Origin of the sequence: uncultured Draconibacterium sp., assembly GCF_913060805.1 — a bacterium.
Classification (GTDB): Bacteria; Bacteroidota; Bacteroidia; order Bacteroidales; family Prolixibacteraceae; genus Draconibacterium.
Window position 1 is genome coordinate 183,724 of sequence record NZ_CAJXTC010000001.1, and the last position, 25,606, is coordinate 209,329.

At 41.8% G+C, this 25,606-nt stretch carries 11 protein-coding genes; 5 read left to right on the forward strand and 6 right to left on the reverse strand.

Annotated elements, in window-relative coordinates; all coding sequences use genetic code 11:
* Positions 1–53: 53 nt before the first annotated feature.
* The 3 genes from QZ576_RS00740 to QZ576_RS00750 form a co-directional block, all read right to left on the reverse strand.
* Positions 54–2,276, reverse strand: coding sequence for a GH92 family glycosyl hydrolase (locus QZ576_RS00740; RefSeq protein WP_297093386.1), 2,223 nt, complete (start codon positions 2,274–2,276; stop codon positions 54–56).
* A 107-nt stretch (positions 2,277–2,383) separates the two neighbouring features.
* On the reverse strand, positions 2,384–3,955 hold the full coding sequence (locus QZ576_RS00745) for a SusD/RagB family nutrient-binding outer membrane lipoprotein (RefSeq protein WP_297093388.1): 1,572 nt from the start codon (positions 3,953–3,955) through the stop codon (positions 2,384–2,386).
* Positions 3,956–3,971: 16 nt separating this feature from the next.
* On the reverse strand, positions 3,972–7,025 hold the full coding sequence (locus QZ576_RS00750; protein WP_297093390.1) for a SusC/RagA family TonB-linked outer membrane protein: 3,054 nt from the start codon (positions 7,023–7,025) through the stop codon (positions 3,972–3,974).
* Between the two features lie 381 nt (positions 7,026–7,406).
* Here QZ576_RS00750 and QZ576_RS00755 point away from each other — a divergent pair, with 381 nt between their 5' ends.
* Positions 7,407–9,944: a hypothetical protein gene (locus QZ576_RS00755; RefSeq protein WP_297093392.1), complete on the forward strand. Its 2,538-nt coding sequence runs from the start codon at positions 7,407–7,409 to the stop codon at positions 9,942–9,944.
* A 202-nt stretch (positions 9,945–10,146) separates the two neighbouring features.
* On the opposite strand, the gene QZ576_RS00760 is transcribed toward QZ576_RS00755, so the two are convergent.
* Positions 10,147–12,558, reverse strand: coding sequence for a thiamine pyrophosphate-dependent enzyme (locus QZ576_RS00760; RefSeq protein WP_297093394.1), 2,412 nt, complete (start codon positions 12,556–12,558; stop codon positions 10,147–10,149).
* Between the two features lie 474 nt (positions 12,559–13,032).
* Here QZ576_RS00760 and QZ576_RS00765 point away from each other — a divergent pair, with 474 nt between their 5' ends.
* The 3 genes from QZ576_RS00765 (at position 13,033) to QZ576_RS00775 (ending at position 18,425) form a co-directional block, all read left to right on the forward strand.
* On the forward strand, positions 13,033–16,827 hold the full coding sequence (locus tag QZ576_RS00765) for a glycoside hydrolase family 2 TIM barrel-domain containing protein (protein ID WP_297093396.1): 3,795 nt from the start codon (positions 13,033–13,035) through the stop codon (positions 16,825–16,827).
* Between the two features lie 96 nt (positions 16,828–16,923).
* Positions 16,924–17,406: a ribonuclease HI gene (locus tag QZ576_RS00770; RefSeq protein ID WP_297093399.1), complete on the forward strand. Its 483-nt coding sequence runs from the start codon at positions 16,924–16,926 to the stop codon at positions 17,404–17,406.
* A gap of 173 nt (positions 17,407–17,579) precedes the next feature.
* Positions 17,580–18,425 (forward strand): methyltransferase domain-containing protein, encoded by an 846-nt coding sequence (locus QZ576_RS00775; protein ID WP_297093401.1) that lies wholly within the window; start codon positions 17,580–17,582, stop codon positions 18,423–18,425.
* Positions 18,426–18,465: 40 nt separating this feature from the next.
* Here QZ576_RS00775 and QZ576_RS00780 read toward each other — a convergent pair whose 3' ends face one another.
* Positions 18,466–20,772, reverse strand: a complete 2,307-nt coding sequence (locus tag QZ576_RS00780; protein ID WP_297093403.1) for a family 20 glycosylhydrolase — start codon at positions 20,770–20,772, stop codon at positions 18,466–18,468.
* Between the two features lie 28 nt (positions 20,773–20,800).
* Positions 20,801–23,971: a glycoside hydrolase family 2 TIM barrel-domain containing protein gene (locus QZ576_RS00785; protein ID WP_297093405.1), complete on the reverse strand. Its 3,171-nt coding sequence runs from the start codon at positions 23,969–23,971 to the stop codon at positions 20,801–20,803.
* 322 nt (positions 23,972–24,293) lie between these two features.
* On the opposite strand from QZ576_RS00785, the gene QZ576_RS00790 reads away from it, so the two are divergent.
* Complete coding sequence (locus QZ576_RS00790) at positions 24,294–25,541, forward strand: tagaturonate epimerase family protein (RefSeq protein ID WP_297093406.1); 1,248 nt, start codon at positions 24,294–24,296, stop codon at positions 25,539–25,541.
* Positions 25,542–25,606: the final 65 nt, after the last annotated feature.

Sequence of the window (25,606 nt, forward strand, 5' to 3'; positions counted from 1 at the left end):
TGTTGTATAGGTATAAATCTGGCGCAAAAATATAATTATTTTGGGCAATCCAGCTATTCGTAGCCCGATTTCGGGCGACTGTCGGCAGCTTGACCAAATTCTTTATTTGGTTTTGCAGCCATCGTAAATTCCAGCACACCACCTTTAACAACATCAGCATGTGTAATGTAGCTTTTTGTGTATGGCTCGCCGTTTAGCGTAACTGAATCGATATAGATATTTGTCTTGTTCAGATTCTTAGCTTTTACCTGAAATGTTTTGTCGCCCGGTAAATCAATGGTTGCTGACTCAAACAGCGGGCTTCCAAAAACATAAACACCATTGGATGGATTAACCGGGTAGAAGCCCATTGACGAGAATACATACCATGCGGACATTTGACCGCAGTCTTCGTTTCCGCAAAGTCCGTCGGGTTGATCGGTGTACATTTCGTTATTAATGAAGTTGACACGTTCTGCAGTTTTCCATTGCTGGCCTGCAAAAGCGTACATATAGGGAATATGGTGCCCCGGTTCGTTACCGTGGGCATACATACCTATCAATCCCGAAATGTCGTTTGAAGCGCCTTCGTTTAATGTTTCTTCGGTAGTAAAAAGCTCATCCAGTTTTTCGGAAAAAGCAGCATCACTGCCAAAAAGATCAATCAAACCATTTATGTCTTGAGGAACTAACCAAGTGTACTGCCAGGCATTTCCTTCGCAAAAATCGTCGGCACGATGCTCGGAATGCACCGGGTTAAAAGGTGTACGCCAGCTGCCATCAGCCATTCGTCCACGCATATAACCGGTTTCTTTATTGAAATAGTTTTCGTAGTATTTTGCCCGTTTGGCAAACAATTCAAAGTCTTCTGTTTTTCCCAGTTTCTTTGCCATGGCTGCCACACACCAATCATCGATGGCATATTCAAGCGCCATCGCAACCGATTCGACAGTTGAATCAGCCGGGATATAACCTTTTTCTTTTATAAATTTCAGACCGCGCTCGTCCATCAGCATGGTCGATTTTACGGCTTCAAAAGCTTTTTCGGCATCAAAACCGGTGTATCCTTTCAGCAATGCATCAGCAATTACAGGAATGGCGTGGTTACCTACCATTGTATTGGTTTCGTTTCCGTGTAAATGCCACACAGGAAGTTTACCTTGCTGCTCGTAAATGGCAAGCAGTGTATTTACAATGTCGTCAATACGATCCTGGTGAACCAGCGTAAACAGCGGATGCGCTGCACGGTAGGTATCCCACAACGAAAAAGTAGTGTAGGTATCGTAACCCGGATCGGTGTAGTTTTTACCATCTGCTCCACGGTAATCGCCGTTGGCATCGTCGAACAACGATGGTGCGATCATGGTGTGGTATAATGCAGTATAAAATGCGGTTCTATTTGATGTGTCGGTACTTTCAATTTTAATTTTGCCCAGCTCGGTATTCCATTTTGAACGGGCTTGTTTTTTTGTCGCCTCAAAATCCCATTGGGCTAATTCAGCGTTCAGGTTGTTTTTGGCGCCATCGGCACTAACCGGTGAGATCGCTGTTTTAATGAGTAATTCACCGTTTCCTTCAAATTCAAGTTGAACGGTATTTATTCCTTTGTCGTTTTGGCGTAATATTTTTAGCGACTTAATCGCTTTCGAAAATTCGGTGTGGAAGTAAACTTTTTGGTCTTTTGCCCATCCAGTTGAATAACGTAAACCTCGAATGCTGCGGTCGTCTTCCTGTTGAAGATCGGCTTTGGTGAGGTTGTCCCAGCCTGTTCCATAGGCCAGGTCGATAATTACTTGTGAATTACCCGGTGCGTTAAAATTGTATTTCTGAAGACCTACACGTTCGGTGGCCGTTAGTTCTGCCTGAACATTGTATTTGTTGATAGTGATGGAGTAAAATCCGGGGCTAACCTGTTCGTCATTGTGCGTGTAAAGTGCACTCCAGGGGTAAGGTTCATTCGCTGCCTGTGCGTAGTTAAAATCATCGGAAACGGGCATAAAAAGCAGATCGCCAAGATCGCCAATACCTGTTCCACTTAAGTGTGTGTGTGCAAAACCTATCAGAACCGAATCGGAATAATGATAGCCCGAGCACCAGTCCCAGGTCTCCTGCGCATTGTTCGGCCCAAGCTGAACGGCTCCAAAAGGAACGTTTGCTCCGACGAAAACATGTCCGTGATAATCGCTGCCGATATACGGATCTACATAAGCTGAAAAATCTTCGGTATTCGGAGCTTGCGAGCACGAGAATAGGAAGAATGCAATAAATGCGTTTGCAATTAAAAGAATTCGGTTCATCTTGTTGAAATAGGTATGCAATTATAGTGAATATTGCGGGAAAAGCAAACTGACAAAAGTCAGTCGCTCAACCCGCAATTTTAATCAAACTAGACTATGCGAAAGATCTAGAAATTTGAACTACCTGTATCCCACCATAGGCGGGTGCTTATTAAGTCATCTCCTTTCATTGTTGCTACAGCGTTGGCAACAGCTTCACTGTTTCCTTTGCGTTCAGCATCAACAAATGGCATACGTTTAATCCACTCGTCAGTTGGAATTACACCCCAGTCAGAGCTACTGCTGTTTTGGTAAACCAATGGAAGTTTTGGATATCCTGTTCTGCGGAAATCAGCCCAAGGCTCGTTAGGATTTGTAAATCCAGCGATCCATTTTTGAGTGATGATTTTCTCCAGTTTTTCCTCGTTAGTAGCCGCTTCGTCCCATGCAACAGTAACTGTTGAGCGCGAAACAAAGTCGTTAACATCGCCTGCATAAGCAGCGTCGTTGTAATCGATAGGAGTGCTTGTTGCATCGGCTAAGTAAGCGTCAACACCACCGGTACCCCATTCTGCGAATGATGCGCGAATACCTGCTTCGTAGTTTGCAGCGGCATCGCCGGCACCTTCCCAGCCACGTAATGCAGCTTCTGCAAGGTCGAAGTTAACTTCGGCTGCAGTAAGGTAGCTTCTTTCGGTAATCGAACGGAAGCTTTCGTTGATCATTGAACAACCCGTGTGGTCGTCTTTTGCGACTAATGATGCACCGTTACGAATACCTTTGTAAGGAACTTCAGGGTGATCAACCACCAATGAAGCATCGGTTGCAGGTTGGAAATAGGTTTCGATACGTGGATCGTTTAAACCTACAAGGAAAGATTCCATTCCGGCCGACATACGTGTATCGCCCCATTCGAAACAAATTATCGCTAAGTACAATTTACTGCCGTATAACGAAATATTTAAGTTGTCGCCGTTTTCAACGATCAAACCTGCAGGATCAGCAATTGCTTTTTCACCTTCGGTTTTTGCTAAAGCAGGAGCCACTTTCGAAATACGAATAGCCAAACGTAAACGCATTGAGTTTACCAATTTCATCCACTGGCTAACATCGCCGCCATAGCTGGCATCGAAACTTTGCATTCCTGTATAATCAGTATTTGCCGCAAATGTTGCCTGAATTTCGTCCAGTTTTGCAAACCACTCACTGTACAATGCTTCTTCGCTATCGTAGTTGATAGTTGATTCAGTTGAACCGTACTCCGAATAAATAAGCGGACCGTGGTAAGTTGTCAGGCGCGACAATCCTAAAATCTGGATCAACTCAGCCCATCGTACAAACACATCATAACCGCCATCTTCGGCAATTTGGATAACCTGACGCGAAGGAGCCATAATGCTACCGTAAATACGGTCCCAGTAGGTGTTCCAACGAATGTAGTAAGTTGTGTTGTTTACACCTCCAACAAAAGGAGTTGGAGTTGCCATATAGTCGCAGAACGATTCTGCTACCAGGTTTTCTTCGATCTGGTGACCGAAAATATTGCTCAACATTGAAGGGAAATAAGCTCCAACGTGGTTAAAGTTCTGTTCCAACGACGAATCAGTAATTTGATAAGGATTCGTGTTTGCCTCTTCAAATTCATCGGTACATGCACCGGCCAAGAGGGCTACTATAAATAAGAATAATATTTTTTTCATGATTCTACTTTTTTACTTAGAATGTAACTTTTAAGTTGAAACCATAGGTTCTTGTAGCCGGTACATTGAAGTTGTCAAGCGACTGTGAGTTCATGTCTGTACTCATTGTCAATTCCGGATCGAAAGGAGCCTTTTTGTAGAAGAAGAACAAGTTTTGTCCTACTACCGAGAAAGATGCTGCCTGCAATGGAAGACCCAATTTGCGAACATCTAAATCGTATGAAAGTGCAAGCTGGCTCAAACGGATGTTTGTACGATCGTAAACGTAAGCTTCTGCAATACCGTTACGGTCACCAACTGTAGTGTAGTATGTTTTCGGATCAACCGATGTAACTGCTGTTGTTCCCTGAATTCCGTCGATAGCAACACCACCTGCATCGCGTGCATCGGCACTGCGCTGGCTAACTCCGTATCCGTCTAACATTGCTTCTGTTTGGCTGAAAGCTTTTCCGCCAATTTTAGCGTTTACCAAGAAACTCAATGAGAATTGTTTGTAATCGAAATTGTTGTTCCAACCCATGCTGAATTTTGGTTCAAGATTGCCAAGGTATTCTCTGTCGGCAGTTCTTAGTGGAGCGCCTGTTGTTTCGTCCAACATAATCTGACCTGCGTCGTTTCTTCTGAATTTGTATCCGTAAAGATCACCGAATGAACCACCGGCAACAATGTAAGTTGTATAACCTTCTGAGCTACCGTAAGAAATTTGTTTTCCTTCAAACTCAGGAACCAGTTCTACAATCTCGTTTTTGTTACGCGAGAAGTTGATGTTGGTATTCCATCCAAAATCACCTTTATCGATGATGTTACCGGTTAAAGTAATCTCAATACCTTTGTTTACCACCTCTCCGGCGTTAATGTAGTAGTAAGTATAACCCGAACCAGATGGAGCATCAAGTGTGATGAATTGATCCTGGCTGTTGATGTTGTAGTAAGTGAAATCAAGTCCTGCGCGGCCGTCGAACAAACGAAGGTCGGTACCAACTTCAAAACTTCTGATCATTTCAGGTTTCAGATTTCTGAATGGCTGCTGAGTGTTACGGTCAACACCGCCACCAGAGTTGATAGTATGCATTGGATTTACCACGTTAAATGGCACTTCGTTAGCAACAGTACTGTATGATGTTCTCAGTTTCCAGAAACTTAGGAAATCAGGTGCATCGATCATTTCAGTTACAATACCCGACAAACCAACTGATGGGTAGAAATACGATTCGTTACCTGTTCCGGCCAAAGTTGATGACCAGTCGTTACGACCTGCAATATCAAGGAAAAGCATGTCTTTGTAACCTAACTGAATGTTACCGAAAACACCTTCTTTAATGATTTCGCCGGCATAAATCGAGTGTACCTGAACATTGGTTGGCAGGTTGTCGAAATAAAATTCGTTGGCATACAACAGGTTGTTTGTTCCGTTGTCAACTTGTACTCCATCACCGTAAATACCGTGTTGGTAACTGGCACCTAAAACACCACTTACGCTAAAGTCACCGAAATTGTTTTGGTAAGTAAAAATACCATCGGTGTAAAGCATTTTATCTTCGAATTTTTTGTAGTTCCAACGACCGGTTGCCGAAATGTTGGTGCTGTTACCACCTGCGTAGAATTTCTGCTCGAACGATTTGCTTGAGTAGTCGTAGCTACCACGAGCCTGAAATTTAAGGTGTTCTGTAATATCGTAGTCAAGTGTTAAACTTGCAATAACACGTTTTGTAAGGTCTTCTTTTGGTTGATTGTTGATGAGCCAGTATGGGTTAGACTGGTGGTGGTCAGAAATAAACCAGTTTTGAGTATTCATGTTGCTTGCTTCGTCAAAAACCTGGTAGTTTTCTTTGTAATCAGCAAAATTTCTGTCGCGAGGGAAGAAATATAAACCGGTTAGCGGATTCAGGTAATAACCTGCAGTGTAACGGTTTTTCGATTTTTCAGAAACCAACATTACGTTTGAGCTTACTTTCAGTTTGTCTTCCAGTAATTTAGTCGACTGCTGGAAAGTAACGTTGTTTTTCTGGTACTCGTTATTTGGAATAACACCTTGTGCAGTTGTGTTTCCGTATGAGAAGTAAGCAGTTGTTTTGTCGTTTCCTCCACTAATCGACATTGAGTTTACCAGGTTGTAACCTGTTTGGAAGAAATCGTCAACATAATCACTTTCATAATTTCCTTTTGTGTACGACCAGCTCTCTTTAGCACCACCTTCGCTGCCATAAGTAAATTGCAGGTCAGGAGTTTCAGTAATCGTTTCGAAAGTTGTGCTTGAGTTGAAGCTAACAGATGTTTTACCTTCTTTACCTTTTTTGGTATTGATAATAACAACACCGTTTGCACCCTGGCTACCGTATAAAATAGCGGCGTTGGCACCTTTCAAAATGCTGATGCTTTCAATGTCGTCAGGGTTGATCTGCGAAAGACCGTCACCTTCGTCGGTTCCTCCCCACATACCTGACTGGTCACCTTTGCGGTTTACCATCGGCACACCATCGATTACGTACAATGGGTCGCTCGACTGGCTTAACGAGTGGTTACCTCTTAAAACGGTTTTAGTAGAACCACCTGCTCCTGAAACACTTTTCTTGATTTCAAGACCTGCAGTTTTTCCACTCAAACTGTTCATGAAGTTCATGTCGCGGGCTTTCATCATTTCTTCGCCCGAAACTTGTTGAGATGAGTAAGTCAGCGTTTTCTTGTCGCGCTGAATACCCAGAGCCGTTACCACAACCTCGTCGAGGTTTTGAGTGTCGGTCTCCATGTTTACATTCTGTGTTGCCTGACCGGTGTACGCAATTTCCTGCGTTAACATACCGATAAAGCTGAATACCACTACGTCACCTTCTTTTACATCTTTTAGTGTGTATTCTCCATCGAAATTAGTAATGGTACCATTCGAAGTACCTTTTACCATAACAGTCACACCCGGAAGTGGTGCATCAGTTCCCTCCGTTACTTTTCCTTTTAATTCTCCCTGCTGTGCCATTGCTGCAAAGCCCGAGAAAATGAAAATTAAAGCAACAGCAAATTTTGAGATCGATAGCCTTTTGGTTAGCTGGCTAATCGCTGAAAAACAATTTTCCATAAAATTTGTGTTAAGTTTAAATTTCAAATTTTTTAACAATTTTAAGTGGAGGTGATTTATTTGTGATTAACTGAGGATTAATGCGGACAGAATTGTTGTTAATGCCGATTAATATTGGATTAATACTTTCGTAAACGGCAGATTGTTAGTGGTGTGTGGGGTGTCTGAATATTTTATGAAAAAATAGTTTTCAGTTAACATTAATTTGCAAAACAAGCTGTTCGGAAGCTATTTGTTTAAAAAAATGGCCAAAGCGAGGTGAAGAGAAAAAGATATTAATGTGTCGGAATAACAAATTGTTACTTTTATTGGTTGTAGTTTGTGTGGAAAGATGTGTTAAAAGCGCGAATATTATACTTTTGTTTCTCTATTAGCTAACTAATGATGCGGGGGATATTTCTTATTTCTTTTTTTGTTCTATTGTTGGTATTCAAAAGCAATGCCGACGAGCACCGTGGTGTCTTCTTTAAATCAAAAGAAGTATCGCTCGAGAACCGCACCGGAATTGATCTCACCGAAGATGGTGCCATTAGTTATCAGAACAGTTTTTCCATTGAATTCGATATTTTGTTTCGCGACCTCGACGAACGTTACGGTTACGTGTTACAATTAAAAGAAACGCACGACGGGCACCAGTTCGATCTGATTTATAATATCGACGGACGTTTCCCTGATCTTTTTGTTGTACTCGATAAAAAAGAAACCAATTTGCAAATGGCATTAAGCCGCGAGCAAATTGAGCTGGTAAACCGTTGGCACAAGTTTCGCCTGGCAGTTGACGCAGTTTCGGGCGAAGTGACGATGACTTTTGACGGAAAAACCGTAAGTGATAAAATTGAATTACCCGCTTCGTCTGAACTCGAATGGACTTTCGGAATTGTAGATCGTTATGGTTTCGAAATTGATGAAGTGCCGCCAATGTCGGTGCGTAACATCCGGTTTTCGGAACAGAATAACCTGAAATACTTTTGGCCGCTTGATTATACAACGGGCACTACCGTAAAAGATTCGGTGGATGGGAAAGTGGCTGAGATTATCAATCCGGCGTGGGTGATTGAACAGCACCAAACCTGGAAACAGGTGCGCTCGTTCGAGTTCTCGGAGTTGCCACAAATTGCTTTTAATAAAAACTCAGAAGCATTTTATTTTGTCGAGCGTAAACAGGGAATTACAAAATTCAGCCTCAACGAAAGGAAAGTTAGTACCATTAAATACCGATCGGGAAATCCGTTTTACGAAGATGCCCAGCAGGTTTTCTTTGATAAAAACAATCGCTTACGAACCTATTCACGATACAAGAATTTAGTCCCGGCTTTTAATGAAGCCAGCCGAACCTGGGACAACCGATATGACACGCTTGCATATTTACCTAAATACTGGCACCATAACAGTCTGCTAAATCCGGTTGATGGCAGTTATACAGCAATTGCCGGTTATGGTTTTTTTACCTATTTCAATACTTTCCGAAAACTGGACGAACGCACAAAAACATGGGAAGAGTTGAAGATGAAAGGTGAGCTGTTTGAGCCACGTTACCTGGCATCGCTGGGGAAAAGCCAAAACGACAGTATTTATTATCTTTTTGGAGGTTTGGGTAACGAAACCGGAAAACAAATTTTGGGCAAGGAGTTTTATTACGATCTGTACAAGATCGATTTTAGAACAGATACAATCTCGAAAGTATGGGAAGTTGAAGAGATTGATGACGAAAGTTATACGCCGGTTAATTCGATGATTATTAATGAGCAGGAGAACTGTTTTTACACCCTCTGTTTTTCGCACAGTAATAACGAAACGGCTTTGCAACTGTTAAAAGCCGATTTGAGTAATCCGGAGTATAAATTTATAGGCAGCAAAATTCCTTACACCTTTTACGATATTACCTCTTTTGCCGATTTGTACAACTGGCAAACGCACAACAAGATACTGGCGCTTACCATGCACGAAGCTGCCGATGGAAAATATAAGGTAAATATTTACTCGTTAAATTATCCGCCATCGGAAAGTGAATTGGCTCCGGCTGGTGACCAAATAGCCGGGAAGTTCCCGGTAGCTTATTTGTTTTTTGGTGCATTGGCGTTGTTATTAGTTGGTGCGGTTTTGATAATCATTCGCAAAACGAAAAAAACCAAAACGGAATCGCAAAAGCCGACATTGAATTTGTTGATTGATGAGCCGGATTCCAGCGACGAAACTTCGCGTGGACGAATCCTTACCTTTGGTGGATTTCAGGTGTTCGACAGAAACGGGAAAGATATTACTTACCGTTTTTCGCCAACAGTAAAAGAACTGTTTCTGCTTATTTTTCTGAATACTGTTGATGGAAATACAGGAATTTCTTCTAAAAAAATACAGGAATTTTTGTGGCCGGATAAATCAGAACACAATGCCAAAAATAACCGCGGGGTAAACATTAAAAAGCTGCGGTCGATATTGGAAGACGTGGGCGATATCACAATCACTTTTGACGGCAACTACTGGCGGATGTCGCACTGCGAGGATGTTTTTTGCGATTTTGAATACATAAAAGAGTACAACAAAAAAGGCTTTGATATTTCTCGAATCAAGGAATTCAATAAGGTGATGAGTATTCTGAGTCGTGGTAATTTTTTGGTTAACACAGAAACCGAGTGGCTCGACAGGTGGAAAGACGATATTTCAGGGCGAATAGTAAACCGCCTTGAAGAAGTTTGTGAACTGCTGAATATTCGGGAAAATGAAAAGGAGCTGCTCGAAATTACCGATGTGTTGTTCACTTTCGACCAAATGAACGAAACCGCGCTGGAGTTAAAATGTAATATCCTTTATTCGCAGGGTAAACACAGTCTGGCCCTCGAAATCTACAACCACTATATTAAACTGTACCAAAAATTGTATAATGAAGATTTCGGCCGCTCGTTTAAGGAATTGGTGAGTTGATAAAATATATCTTTTTATGCTTTACCCCTCACTCTGTCGAGAGCTCCCCTTGAAAGGGGAGCAAGTTCTAATATGTTTTCGCAACATTTTGTCTCAAGCTATTCAATGAAGTTGTTTTCCCTTTAGAAGGGAAAATGTCGACAGACAAAAGGGTAGAGAAAATAACATTTGAATAACTACCAGAGCGTAGAGTATTGAAAACCTATAACTCCGGAAACCGATCCGGTTCCACCTCACGCATCATTTCATAAACATTTTTGAAAAGCAATTCCACGTTTGGTTTCGAGAAATATTCGCCGTCGATACCATAAGCAGGGCGGTGTTCCTGTGCCGAAAGTGTTCGCGGAGCTGTATCCAAATAATCAAATGCTTTTTGTTCTTCAATTACTTTTTGCATCATATAAGCAGTTCCTCCACCGGGCACATCTTCGTCCATAAAAATTACTTTCCCCGTTTTTTTGATGGATTCCAGAATGATGTGGTTAACATCAAAAGGCATTAATGTCTGCACATCGATCACTTCTATTGAAATTCCTTTAAAGTCCTGCAACAGTTTTGCGGCTTTCACAGCATGATGCACGTTCCATGCATAAGTAACAACGGTTACGTCCGTTCCTTCCTGCATAATTTCCGGTACGCCAAGCGCTACTTTGTATTCGCCATGATTGGTCGGTAGTTTTTCCTTAACGTTATAACCTTTTAGCGGTTCAATAACCAGTGCCGGATCGTTACCTTCCAGCAAAGTATTGTAAAAACCTGCTGCCTGAGTCAGGTTACGCGGTACACAGAGGTACATGCCGCGCATCGATCCCAGAAGCATTTGCATAGGTGAACCGGCGTGCCAGATTCCCTGCAACTGATGGCCACGCGTGCGTACAATCAGCGGTGCAGCCTGACGTCCTTTGGTGCGGTATTGCAGTGTTGCCAAATCGTCGCTTAATTGCGACTGTGCATAAATCAGGTAATCGAGGTATTGAATTTCGGCAATTGGGCGGAAACCACGCATCGCCAGGCCAATTCCCTGACCGATGATCGTTGCCTCACGGATACCGGCATCGTCAACACGTACTTTGCCGTATTTCTCCTGCATCCCTTTCATTCCCTGGTTTACATCGCCCAATTTTCCGGTGTCTTCTCCAAAAGTTACCAGGTTGGGGTATTTGCTAAACAGGGCATCAAAGTTTTTATTTACGACCACCGATCCGTTTACGTCGGCAGCGTTCTCATCATATTCTACTGCAACTGCTTTTACATTCAGTGCAGCATCAGGTCCGGTGCGGTATAATTCTCCGTTGTAAAAACCGGCCGTGCGTTCTTCAAAACGACTGATCCAGTCTTTTAAAATATCGCGTTCATCTTCCAACTCCGGCATGGTATGAAGCTCAAGTTTCAGCCTTTTTGCAAAACTAAGATGCGACCTGCGGGTTGGGAAAATTTTATCGGTTACCTTCTCAAAACGTCGTAAACTTTGCAATTCACTGCGTTTATCAATTCTTTTCAGAATTTTGATCAACTCATTACGCTCATTAAGGTAGCCTTCGGTATAATTATTCCAGGCGCTTTTTCTGGCTTCTTTTGCTCGTTTTTGTGCCGATTTTTCAATCTCAACCAACATCTCTTCGTCGGCAATTCCTGCTTCGAGCATCCAATTGCGCATTTGGTTAATGCCGTCGTATTCTTTTTCCCACTCCAGGCGTTCTTTTGTTTTGTAACGCTCGTGCGAGCCCGAAGTAGAGTGTCCCTGTGGCTGTGTAACTTCGTTGATGTGGAAAACCACCGGCGACTGATTTTTTCGGCAATTGTCAATTCCTTCTTTGAATGTTTTTACCAAATCAGGATAGCTCCAGCCTTTGCATTTATAAATGTCGACACCGTTGCTGCCTTTTTCTTTGGCAAAACCTTTCAGTGCCTCCGAAATGCTCGATTTTGTAGTTTGCAGTTCAATTGGTACGCTAATTCCAAAACCATCATCGTAAACGGCAATGGCAAGCGGAACCTGCAGAACTCCGGCTGCGTTTATCGTTTCAAAGAAAATACCTTCACTCGTGCTGGCATCGCCAATACTGCCAAATGCTACTTCGTTTCCGGTAACATTGTTATTCAGTTGCTTTTTTAATTCCGGCTGTTCACGAACCATTTTACTGGCTTGTGCCAGCCCCAGCAAACGTGGCATTTGTCCTGCAGTTGATGAAATGTCGGAAGCAGAATTGTACTGATCGGCCAAATCTTTGATTTCTCCCGAATCAGTAATATTACGGGTGCTAAAATGATTATTGAAATTTCGTCCTCCGGTAGATGGATTAATTTCGTCGTCGGTATCCCCATAAATCATGGCAAAGAATTCTTCCGGCTCCAGCAACCCCAGCGCCAGCATAAACGTCTGATCGCGGTAATAACCCGAGCGCCAGTCGCCTTTTTTGAAATTCTTGGCGTAAGCAATCTGGGCAATTTCTTTTCCGTCGCCAAAAATACCAAAGTGCGCACGTCCGTTATGCACCTCGCGGCGTCCCATTACACTTAACTCGCGACTTAATCGCGCAATGTAGTAATCCTGAAGTGCTTCTTTTGCAGATATCTGGTTCTTTGTTGCCGGTTTTTCCTTTTCTAAATACATAAATGATTCTTGTTAATCAGTCGCAAATAAAACGAATATAAGTCAGAAATGTTTAGCTAAGGTGCTAATTTAGAATGCACTAAAAGGTGCATGGAATATGGGTTTTTTGTTTAATAGCAGGTAAAAACTACCTAATTGAAAATGAAACTAAAGAGTAAGTTGTTTTTTATACGTTTTTTTAAGAGAAGACTTATGAATCGGAATCAGACTTTTATTCTATTGTTATTCAGTTGTTAACAAAACAAATCGAAATTTTCCGATCGATACTTATCAGTCGCAAATGATCAAACTGGATCGTAAACCTGCATTATCTCTATGTATTCTTCATTTTTCTACTATTTTTTTGTGTAAAGGCTGGTACTGTCGTGTTTATTTTTTATTCCTAAAATAAATGCAAAAAACATTGGATTAACTTAGGTTAATCCGGCAATTTTAGTGTCTTAATAGTTAGAGAAATCAATTAAACCAGATATCATGTTAAAAAATCTCAGTTTACTATTTTTATTAGTATTTGTGTATTCATCCGTTTTTTCTCAGGATGTAAAAGAGTGGGAAGACCCCGCAGTTTTTAATATTAACCGAACCGATCCGCATGCCAGTTTTTTCCCTTTCGAAAGTGAACGAATGGCACTGGATAATAACAAAGATGAGTCGGCTTATTTTCAATCGTTAAATGGCATTTGGAAATTTAATATTGCCACAAATCCTGAAGGCCGCCCCGTTGATTTTTACCAAACAGATTATGATGTAAGTAACTGGGCCGATATAAAAGTGCCCGCCAACTGGGAACGCCAGGGCTTTGATACGGCTATTTATGTAAATACAAGGTATCCGTTTTGGATGATTGCAGGCGAACGTCCAAATCCACCGCATATTCCTTCGGGTTACAATCCGGTTGGAAGTTACCGACGTAATTTTACTATTCCTGAAGATTGGGATGGCCGCCAAATCTCGATTCATTTTGGAGCTGTAAAATCGGCTTTTTACATTTGGGTAAATGGTAAAAAAGTGGGATACAGCGAAGGCTCAAAAACGCCTGCCGAATTCGATTTGACAGAATTTGTAAATACCGGAGAAAACACGCTGGCATTGGAAGTATATCGCTGGAGCACCGGAAGTTACCTCGAGTGTCAGGATTTTTGGAGAATAAGTGGTATTGAGCGCGATGTTTATTTGCAGGCTACTCCTCAGGTTCATGTGCGCGACTTTTTTGTGCATGCCGGCTTAGATGAGAATTATAAAAACGGAACATTTTCGCTGGAAGTAGAAGTGGAAAACCACACCGGAGCAGATGCCGGAGCTTATACTGTTGAAGCAAGTGTTTTAACCTTTGATCAAAATCAAAAAGTTATTGATTTATCCGAAACTTCAACTGTTGGCGAAAAAGCTACAATGTTTGAATTTGCATCTACTATTGATGATCCTAAAAAATGGTCGGCAGAACAACCTAATTTGTATAAACTGCTGGTTGTTTTGAAAGATGCTGAGGGAAATATTGTTGAAGCACTTTCGCAAAACATTGGTTTCCGCACAGCTGAAATCAAAAACGGCCAATTTATGGTGAATGGAAAAGCTGTTTACGTAAAAGGAGTGAACCGCCATGAACATGACCCGGACGAAGGACATGTGGTTAGCCGCGAAATGATGTTGAAAGATATTCAGCTGATGAAGGAGTTTAACATCAACACCGTTCGTACATGCCATTATCCGAACGATCCGTTGTTTTATGAGCTTTGTGATATTTATGGGTTGTATGTAATCGACGAAGCGAACATCGAATCGCACGGAATGGGTTACGGCGAAGCTAGTTTGGCAAAACATGCGGAGTGGGGCCCCATGCACCTTGATCGTACACGCCGTATGGTGGAGCGCGATAAAAACCATGCTTGTATTGTTACCTGGTCGTTAGGAAACGAAGCCGGCGATGGAATTAACTTTGTTGCCACCTATAATTGGATAAAAGAACGCGATAAAAGTCGTCCGGTGCAATATGAACGTGCAGGTTTGGAAGATCATACCGATATTTTCTGCCCGATGTACATGAGCATTCAGGGAATCATTGATTATGCAAAGGGAAATCCCGATCGTCCGTTAATCGAATGCGAATATGCTCATGCTATGGGAAATAGTTGTGGTGGTTTGCAGGATTACTGGGATGCTATTGAGATGTACCCGGCTTTGCAGGGTGGTTGCATCTGGGACTGGGTTGACCAGGGATTGCGCGAAGTGGATGAGAAAGGAAGAATGTATTACACTTACGGAGGCGATTATGGAACCAACAAACCAAGCGACAATAGTTTTTGTATGAACGGCTTGGTAAATCCTGATCGTTTGCCAAATCCGCAATTGTGGGAAACTAAAAAGGTATATCAGAATATTTCGATAACTGCAGATGACTTAACCGCTGGAAAATTTACCATTAGAAACAAATACTTTTTTACTAACCTGAACGAATTTAACTTGTTCTGGACGGTTAAAAATGCAGAAGGAATTGTTGCTCACGGAATGGTTGCTGATTTAAATGTTGAGCCACTGGCTGAAAAAGCTTTTAGCATTTCGTTACCCGAATTGCAACAACCCAAAGCCGGACAAAGTTATGTGCTGAAATTTTCGTTGGTTACCAAAAAACGCAAAGGTTTGGTAAAAGCGGGGCGCGAACAGGCATGGGAAGAATTTGTATTGCCAACACAATCGGCTGCTTATGCAACGGTTGAGAACAAAGGTGAAATCGCAGTTCAGCAAACCGACGCGGAATATGTTGTTTTGGGAGATGACTATCAGTTAGAAATCGATACTGAATCAGGTATCATTTCATCTTACATTTTCAAAGGGAAAGAAATGATGAAACAGGGGCCGCGATTAAACTTTTTCCGCCCGCCAACAGAAAACGATATTCGCGACAGAAATGGATTCCGGGTTTGGAACAAGGCTGGTTTGGCAGATTTGGATCAAGTGGCGCAAAAGGCAACAGTTAAAAATCAGACTGATGGAAGTATTTTGCTGATTTTCCCTGTTACTTTAAAAAGTACCTCTACTGAATTCTCAGCTGTTGTGCAGTACCATATTTTTGGCGACGGAACATTTAATGTCTCCAGCGAAGTTAATTTGCCAACATCTATTGCCGCAGTTGCAAAAGTTGGTTTGCAAATGAAAATGAAACGTTCGTATGATGAAGTTAGCTGGTACGGTTTGGGAGGTGTATCAACATATCCAGACCGCAAAAGCGGTGGTAAATTCGATTTTTATTCAACTACTGCTGAAAAGTTGTACGACCACAACATTGTTATTCCGCAGGAAAATTGTAATCAATCAGGCGTACGCTGGGCTTCAGTTTCGAACATTGAAGGAGTTGGGTTTTTGATGAGCGGTACAAGTGAAATGAATTTTAGTGCTTATCCGTATGACGATGCTGCCATAACAAAAGCACGGCACCTGAATGAGTTGGATGAAGCCGATTTTGTAACTGTTAATTACGATGCTTTGGTTACCGGTTTGGGAACTGCCACTTGTGGCCCCGGAATTTTACCTCAGTATGTGGCGACTAGCGGCATTTATCGTTTCGATGTTACTTATTCTCCGGTACAATTCCAGCAAAAAAGCATATTTGAATACGCCGGCGAGAAATATCCTGTGGCAGAACTTTTATTGGCTCAGGCTCCGGTTCTGGAACAAAATGAAAACGGTGAAATTTCAATTAGTAGCTCTGAAAATGCTGATCTTTTTTATTCGGTAAACGATGAAAAGTTTAAAGCATATAAAAAGCCATTCGAACTTAAAAAAGGCGGCAAAGTAGCTGTTTATGCCGTAACTAAAGGGAAGATGAACAGTAACCGCGTGATCCGGTATTTTGAAATGAGTAAGCAAAAGTGGACCGCCACAGCCGATTGCAGCTACGATGGAAACGGACCGGAAATGGCTATTGATAACAATCCGGAAACGATATGGCACTCCGATTGGAGCGATGAAAAACTGGTTCAACCACACTTTTTGCAAGTGGATATGGGAGAAACGCTGGAGTTGAAAGGTTTTAGTTATTTGCCGCGACAAGATTCATGGAATGGACGAATTGCAACCTATAATTTTGAGGTAAGTGCCGATGGTAAAACCTGGGAAACAGCCGTTGAAAATGGTCGTTTTGGTTACTCCGACGAACGTCAGGAGAAAATGTTTGACAAAACATACAAGGTGCGTTACATCCGAATTACAACCTTGCGCGAAGTCAGTCGTAGTTTTTACAGCTCGATTGCTGAATTGGGTGTGATTTTATAGTTCAAATATACGATAAAAGAGGGTAGTGGTCTATCCGGAAAATAGTTAAAGCCTGGTTCAACGCCGGGCTTTAATTATTTTTAGTAGTATTGAAAAATGGGAAAGCTGTATTTATTTACCGATGGAAGTGTGCATGTGCAATCAAAAATTGGTTTTGGTGCCTGCCTTGTTCTCGATGAGAACGAAATGGATGCCGAAAATTTAAAGCAGCGTGTTCAAACGAAACGTTTTGAGAATACCTCATCTACCCGGCTCGAACTGCAAACTCTGCTTTGGGCTTTAGCTGAATTGCAACCGGGTGGTCAACAAGTAATTATTTATACCGATTCGCAGAATATTATGCAGCTTGTGGAGCGACGCCACCGATTGGAGGATAAAAATTTTTGTTCAAAAAGCGGGAACCCGCTGAAAAATACCGACTTGTATAAACAGTTTTACAAAGTGTTTGATTCTTTAAACTGCGAGATTGTTAAAGTTCAGGGACACCGGCCAGTGCGTTTAAAAAATGAAATTGAGCGCATCTTTACAGTTGTCGACAAGGCTTCCAGAAAAGCGTTGCGAAATGATATAAGCTGCTAAATTTTAAGAATCTGCACTTAGTTTGAAATTAGTTTTTTAACTTTGCATCACTTCATTTATTGAGATTACATATCGAAAGCGCTCCGTTCGGAGCTAATTAGTGCACAGGCAAAACTTCTGCTTGTGGCATTTTTTATTATTAAAATCATTCAATCATTTTAAATTGTAAGAAAATGAAACTCAATAAATTATTAGCGAACATCCAAAAACCCAATTTATACGAACCCGGAACTGCAGTAATGTGGACCGATGAACACATCTCGAAACAACTATTACAAGTACATCTGAACGAAAATGTGGACCTGGCAAGTCGCAAACCGGAAACCATAAAAAATACGGTGGACTGGATTTTAGAAAATTCAGGTGGCGAAAAACTGAATATCCTTGATTTGGGCTGCGGCCCCGGTTTATATTCAACAATGCTGGCCGAAAAAGGCCATAATGTAACCGGAGTTGATTTCTCAAAAAATTCTATCGAATTCGCAAAAAAGAAGGCAAAAGAAGATGGACATGAAATAAATTACCTACAAGCAAATTACCTGGAACTGGAATTGCCGGAACAAAGTTTTGATCTGGTTTTGTTGATTTATACTGATCTTGGAGTTTTACTACCCGAAGACAGAATAAGGTTACTTCGTTTTATTCATAACGTTCTAAAACATGGAGGTACTTTTATTTTCGATGTGTTAAACGACAAGCAACTGCCTAAAAAAGTGGCTCCCAAAAACTGGGAAGTTGCTGAATCTGGTTTCTGGAAACAGGAGCCTTATCTTGCGCTTTCGCAGTCGTTTTTATATGAAAAGGAAAAGGTAATTCTATATCAGCATCAGATCGTGGATGAAAATAAAAGTGTTGATCTCTATCGTTTCTGGACTCACTTTTTTGCACATTCAGGCTTGAAAAAGCTGTTGGCTGAAAACGAATGGGAAAACGTTGATTTTTACAAAGATGTTTTACCGGGGGGAGACCTGTTTAGCGGAGAGCATGTAACGTTTACAGTTGCCCGTAAAAAGAAATAGAAAGAAAGGGCACGATCTGAAATCGTGCCCTTTGAATATTTTACTCTACAATAATTTCATCAACAAATAACCACCCGGGTTGGCCTTCGCCGGCATGTCCTTTCGGACAGCTAGTTAAATGCGCTGCGGTAACACGGATATAACGCCCCGTGCCTTTTTTATTTAGCACCAGGTCTTGTATTTGGCGTTCTCCGTCTCTTGCACTTACTTTATTTTTTACCGTCCCTAGTTTATTAAAGTTCTGCCCATCTTCCGAAACTTCCACCGTAACATGTGTCGGGTAAAAAATCCATGCTCCGTTATCCTGAAGTACACCGGTGCTCACTTTTGAGAAGGTTTGCGACTGGCCTAAATCTATTGTTGCAACCAGGTCTTTGGCATTAAATCCTTTCCAGTTGCCGTCGTGGTGGTCTTTAGAACCTTTGATTCCATCAACCAGCGCATATTCTCCGGTCGATTCATAGCTTTTGCTGTTTGGATACTTTTGATCCACTTTACAAGCAATGGCTTTATGAATAGTAAAATCAGTGGCCAGTGGCTGCGATTTCTGTTTCCCATCCTGAATAACTACAGCTTTTACTGTTCCCGATTTACTGATGGTAAACGGTTGTGTGTATTTATTTGATTGTACGGTTGGCTCCGATCCGTCGGTGGTGTAATAAATATCCGGATCCCAGGCATCGGTGTTCAATGAAACTTTTATAGCCTTGTTTGCAGGATCCAATTCCGGTCTAGCTGAAACCTGAAACGCACTTGTTGCATAGTTGATTCCCAGTTTATCGAAACGTTTGTACTGGCTTTCCATTCTTTTCGAGAAATCTCCCCAGTCTTTCGAATCTTTTGGCGACCATAACACTTCCGAAAGCGCGCTCATTCGAGGCATGATCATGTATTCCACATGGCGTCCGTTGGGCATATATTCTGTCCAGATATTGGCTTGTGCACCAATAATATGTTTAGCTTCTTCAACGCTCAACTCTGCAGGAACAGGTTCGAAGTTGTATACTTTTTTCAGAGTGATATTACCACCAAAAGCTTTTGGCTCCAGTGAAGGATCGCCCTGGTAATAATCGAAGTAACAGTGCGAGGTTGGCGACATAACCACATCATGACCGGCTTTTGCAGCCCGGATTCCGGGATCGGAACCACGCCACGACATAATTGTTGCTGTTGGATCAAGACCGCCTTCAAGAATTTCGTCCCAACCAATCAACTGACGGCCGTTTTTATTCAGAAATTTCTCGATTCGTTTAATAAAATAGGCTTGCAATTCATGTTCATCTTTTAAACCTTCGTCGGTCATCCGTTTCTGGCAGAGCTCACATTTTTCCCATTCTGTTTTTGTGGCTTCGTCGCCTCCAATATGAATGTAGGTTGACGGGAAAAGTCCCATAACTTCTGTCAGTACATCTTCCAAAAAGTTAAACGTTTCTTCTTTGCCGGCACAGAAAATATGTGTGATTGGCCAAACTCCGCCCGGAGGAACCGGTTTGTATTCTCCGGTACACGAATACTCAGGATAGGCAGCAAGCGCCGACATCACGTGAGCCGGCATTTCAATTTCCGGAATTACCGTTACATGTTTTTTATGGGCGTATTCAACAATGGCTTTCACGTCTTCCTGCGAATAAAAACCGCCATATTTTGGTTCGTTTTCTTTAACCGGTTCTTTTCTTGAGTTCCAGTCCAAATCCTCACGGTCGGCGCGGAAGGCGCCAACTTCAGTGAGTTTTGGGTATTTTTTTATTTCAATTCGCCAACCCTGATCATCCACCAAATGCCAGTGGAACACATTCATTTTGTGCAGCGCGATGTAGTCGATGTATTTGTAAATAAACTCAACTGGCATAAAGTGCCGCGACACATCAAGATGCAAACCGCGCCAGCCAAAACGAGGATAATCGGTAATATCCATGCAGGGCAGGGTAGTGCCATCGGTTGACGTTAATAATTGCCAAATGCTTTGCATACCATAAAATAAACCGGCAGTCGTGTTCGCATTCAAAAATACACGGTCCTTTTGAATGGAAAGCGTGTAACCTTCGTTGCCGATTTTGGTATCGAGTGGATTGTTAAGCTGGATAAGAATATTGTCTTCTTTTTGTGCTGTTGGCGCAACAAAGTCAGGAGTGGTGCCTGTTGCACTTTTTAACAGCTCTTTTGCCAGATCGGCAAAATCTTCTTCAATTTCGTTCGAGGCCTCAAAAAGAACTTTGGTGTTGTTGGTAATTCTAAACACACCGTCTTTTTTTACCACCGAAACCGGCTTTGGAACGATGTCGGCAGCCTGGGCAAAAATTCCCAAACTGATGGTCATCGTTACGAGTAAAATAGTTAGTCGCTTCATTATTATATCTTTTTTTGATTTCTATGAATTAAAATATCGGCTCGATGGTAAAACTATACTGGTAATCTTTTGCTGGGATTTGGTATTTCTGCATCGGTTGTGCACCCCACGAGTTGTCGCCGGCAACTCCCATTTGTAGCAAATCGGTGCAAATAAACACACCGTCTTTTTTTACAATGTCGTTGGTATGGCGGTAGTCGTTGCTGTCCTCCATATCAAAATCTTCAATCGGATTATGCAGGGTTGAGAATCCAATCACCGGGTCGCCTGATATTTTTAAACCCAGCCCGTTTTCGTTTCTCAACTCGAACCAGCGCGCATCAGTTTTATAACCATTTTCCTGTGGACGAACGTATTTAAAATACTGATTGGCCACCTTGCTTTCGTAAATTCCCACAAACGCACTGTGGTTGCGGTCGATGTAGTTTTCGTGTGGCCCGCGACCAAAGTATTTCAGGTTATCGAAATTCACAGGCATTTCCCAGCGCATGCCAATTCTCGGAATGTTTGGGAGTTCGTTATTCGAGGTTTCAAAAGTGTTGGTAACCTCAATTTTACCGTTTCCATCAATCGCCTGAACTACTGATTGTGATGCCTCAATATTTTCAAAATTGTATTTTGTTGTCAGGTAAATTTTGTTGTCATCGGTTTTCACAGCAGCAACCGTTTCCGGTGTTAGGCTTCTTGATACTTCGCGCCAAACGCCAAGGCGGCCCAGCATGTTGCTGCCTTTATCGTTATCGTTGGCAGGGCGCCAGAAATTCACCTGCGGACCTTTTTGAATCAACTCCGTTCCGTTCATTTTATACGATGAAATTGTACCTGTTTCTTTATCAAATGTAATAATGAATTGTTGTCCCTGAACTGTAAAACCAGTATTGGTTTCTTTCAGTTTTAATTCAGGCGAATTTGTTTGTTCTTCACCTGAACTTACCATTTCTATATTAGCAGGAAACTGTTCGTGTGCTACTTCAAAACCTGCTTTTCTAAACGGTTTATCTTCCTTAAGTTTTACCGAAAAATCGATGAAGAATTCATGAGGTTCCAAATCGCTAAAGTCAACCTTTATTCCTGCATTAATATCTACGTCTGTTGATTCTCCCGGTTTAAGATTGATGTTTTCCAAAACACCGGAGCTGTAGAATTTACCGTCGCGGGTGCATGTCCAGCTGATCTCGTAATCGCTCAAATCAACAAAATCAAACATATTGGTAATTCTGTAACCATTGCTTAGTTGCTCGAATTTTATGTTCTGGTAAGCGTATTTTACTTCCCACATGGCAGGATGTGGTGTGTAATCAGCTGAAATAATTCCATTACAAACAAAGTTGTAGTCGGTTGGCATATCTTCGCCGTAATCACCACCGTAAGCCCAGAATTCAGTGCCGTCGTCGGCTGTTTTTACCAGTGCCTGATCGATCCAGTCCCAAATGTATCCGCCTTGGAGCTGGTCGTTTCTGTCGCGGTTAAATACGTCCCACAAATCAACCAGGTTACCGTTGCTGTTTCCCATGGCGTGCGAATATTCGCTTGAAATATAGGGTTTGGTCTGGTGTTTCGATCCGTAATTTTCCAGTGCCTGAACGCTTGGATATTGCGGACAGAAAATATCGGTATTGTCGCCCATAATGGCACGCTCGTAATGAACAGGGCGCGACGGATCGCGTTCTTTTATAGCTTTATAAACTGCAGTAAAAACTTCACCGTCGCCGGCTTCATTTCCCATCGACCAAACAATTACACTCGGATGGTTTTTATCGCGCTCAACCATTCTCATATTCCTGTCTACGTGTGCCGGTGTCCATTCAGTTTTTTTGGCCAGCGAATGCTCTCCGTAATACATTCCGTGCGATTCGATGTTGGCTTCGTTGGTAACATATAAACCGTATTTGTCGCATAGATCGTAAAAACGTTCGTCGTTGGGGTAGTGGCTGGTGCGCACCGCATTAATATTGAATTGTTTCATCAAGGCAATTTCCTTTATCATTGCTTCCTCGCTCACCACATGACCTTTGTATTGGTCGTGCTCATGGCGGTTTACACCTTTTATCGTAACCGGAACACCATTTACATGAAATACTGCATCGATGATCTCAATTTTGCGGAAACCAATTTTAGAACTAACGGCCTCAACCGTGTTTTCGTTCTCGTCGATCAAACTAATTACGAGCGAATATAAATTTGGTGTTTCTGCAGTCCATTTATTAACACTACTTATTTGTTCTGCCGAAAAATGAACAGCGGCATTTTCTTTTTTATTGATTTTTACTTCCTGTTCGCGGCTTAACAGCGAAGAACCACTTGCATCTAAAATATTGTATTTTACGGTATAGTTACCCGATCGCAGTTTTGAAGTGTGATTACTCAAATCAACATCAAGACTAAATACTCCGTTTTTGTATTCGGCATCCAGATCGGGTTTGGCAAAAAAGTCGCGGATGCGAACTTTAGGAGTAGAATACAGATACACGTCGCGTTCAATTCCGCTGATGCGCCAAAAATCCTGCGCTTCGAGGTACGAACCGTCAGACCAACGGTAAACTTCTGCTGCAATAACATTCTCACCTTCTTTCAAATATTTTGTAATATCCCACTCTGCCGGTGTTTTACTTCCTTGTGAGTAGCCCACTTTTTGTCCGTTAATCCATAAATAGAAGGCTGATTTAACAGCACCAAACTGTATAAAAACCTGGCGGCCATTCCAGCTTTCAGGTACGGTAAACGTTCTGCGGTATGATCCCACGGGATTATAATCGTGTGGCACTTTGCCCGGTTCGGCCGGATAAATCTCGTCCACAAATTTCATTTCAGGCGACACAGGTCGCTTGTAATCCGAAAATTCATATTGATGATTCACGTATATAGGCACACCATAACCTTCCAGTTCCCAGTTGGCCGGAACAGGGATGTCGTTCCAGCTAGAAACATCATAATCCGGCTGGTAAAAATCAACAGGCCGGTCGGCAGGCTTTCTTACCCAGTTAAATTTCCATGTTCCACTCAGTGTTTTATAATAAACCGATTGATGTGGCTTTTGTGTTAACGCATCTTCAACCGAGCCAAAAGGCATAAGACTGGCATGTGGTTTTTCTTTGTTGATGTTAAAAACGGCGGGATTTTCCCAGTCGGCCGGTTGATGTTGAGCTTTAAGGAAAACAGAAGAGAAAAGGAGGGCAAAAAGGATAATCGAATGTTTCATGGTTTTGAAAAATATTTTAAAGTCTAATTGATTTAAGTTAATAATTTCCAAAGATACACTTTTTTGAGCGTTTAAAATCGATGCAATTTTCAGAAAACGTACCTCTGTTAACAATATGTATATTGTTTTTGAAATAGCTGAACTTCATTAATTCGTTGTAGAGTATTTTAAGGTGTTGAAAAACAGTATTGTAAAAGGTGTTTTTGTTAGCGTGGAATGATTTTAAAAAACATTAAATATTTGTGAGATTTAAAATATAATTCTACTTTCGTGCACGTACACGGAAACCAATTTTCGAAAAATTAATAACTAGACTTGTATCATGGAATTTGGAAAATATAGTTTTGGGGTGGGCGACCGCTTCAACCACGAAGGAGAGGCACAGCTCCGTGCCTTGATTAAAGCGAATGATAATGGAATTGCAGTAACGCCGGTTTGGAATAAATCAAATCGCGAACACGATATTGTGCATTCCGAGCCAACGGGCACACGAATTGAAGCCGATGCTGCAGTGAAAGCACTGGCCTGGGAAAATCCCTATTTTGTTGATGCCGATCACATCAATCTCGGAAACGTAGACCGTTTTATCGAGCCGAGTAACTTTTTTACGCTCGACGTGGCCATGTATATCGGTAACGAGGCGTCGGTTGAAGATGTGGCAGCTTTTAAAGAAACCTGCAAGTTGCTTGGAGACGAGGTAACTATTCCGGGTATTGAGGAATCAATTCAAATTACCAAAGAATTACTGGAAGAGGTAGCATCAAAATACCTGGCTGCAGTTAAAGAAGCCGGTAAAATATATCGTCATATTGAAGCAGTAAAAGGAAAAGGCAACTTTGTTACCGAAGTTTCGATGGACGAAGTTGAGACTCCGCAAACTCCCGTGGATATGTTTTTCATCTTAAAAATGATTGCCAACGAAAATATTCCGGCACAAACAATTGCACCGAAATTTACCGGACGTTTTAATAAAGGTGTTGATTATGTGGGCGATGTGGAACAGTTTGCAAAAGAATTTGAGCAGGATGTGTTGGTAATTGATTATGCCGTTAAAGAATTTGGATTACCGGCAGATCTGAAGCTCAGCGTTCATTCCGGTTCGGATAAATTTACGATCTACCCGATAATGGCCGATATCATTAAAAAATACGATAAAGGAATTCACGTAAAAACTGCAGGAACAACCTGGTTGGAAGAAGTGATTGGATTGGCCATCTCTGGCGACGAAGGTTTGTCTGCAGCCAAAGAAATTTATACAAAAGCGCTGAGCAGAAAAGATGAACTCTGTGCTCCGTATGCTGATGTAATTGATATCGACGATTCAAAACTTCCATCGGCGGAGGAGGTTAAAAGTTGGTCGGGTGAAAAATTCGGAAACACTTTGCGTCATATTCCTGGCCATCCCGATTATAATCCAAACTTCCGTCAGTTAATTCATGTCGGTTACAAAGTTGCTGCCGAAATGGGAGAACGCTACACCGGATTGCTGGAAAAATATGCTGATGTGGTTGGCGCCTGCGTTGAAGAAAATATCTACGACCGACATTTAAAAAGATTATTCGACTTATAAAAAATAGAATTTTACCCTTTCGGTCGTAGCGAAAATACGCTGATTAGAAAGTTCTCCCCTCATGA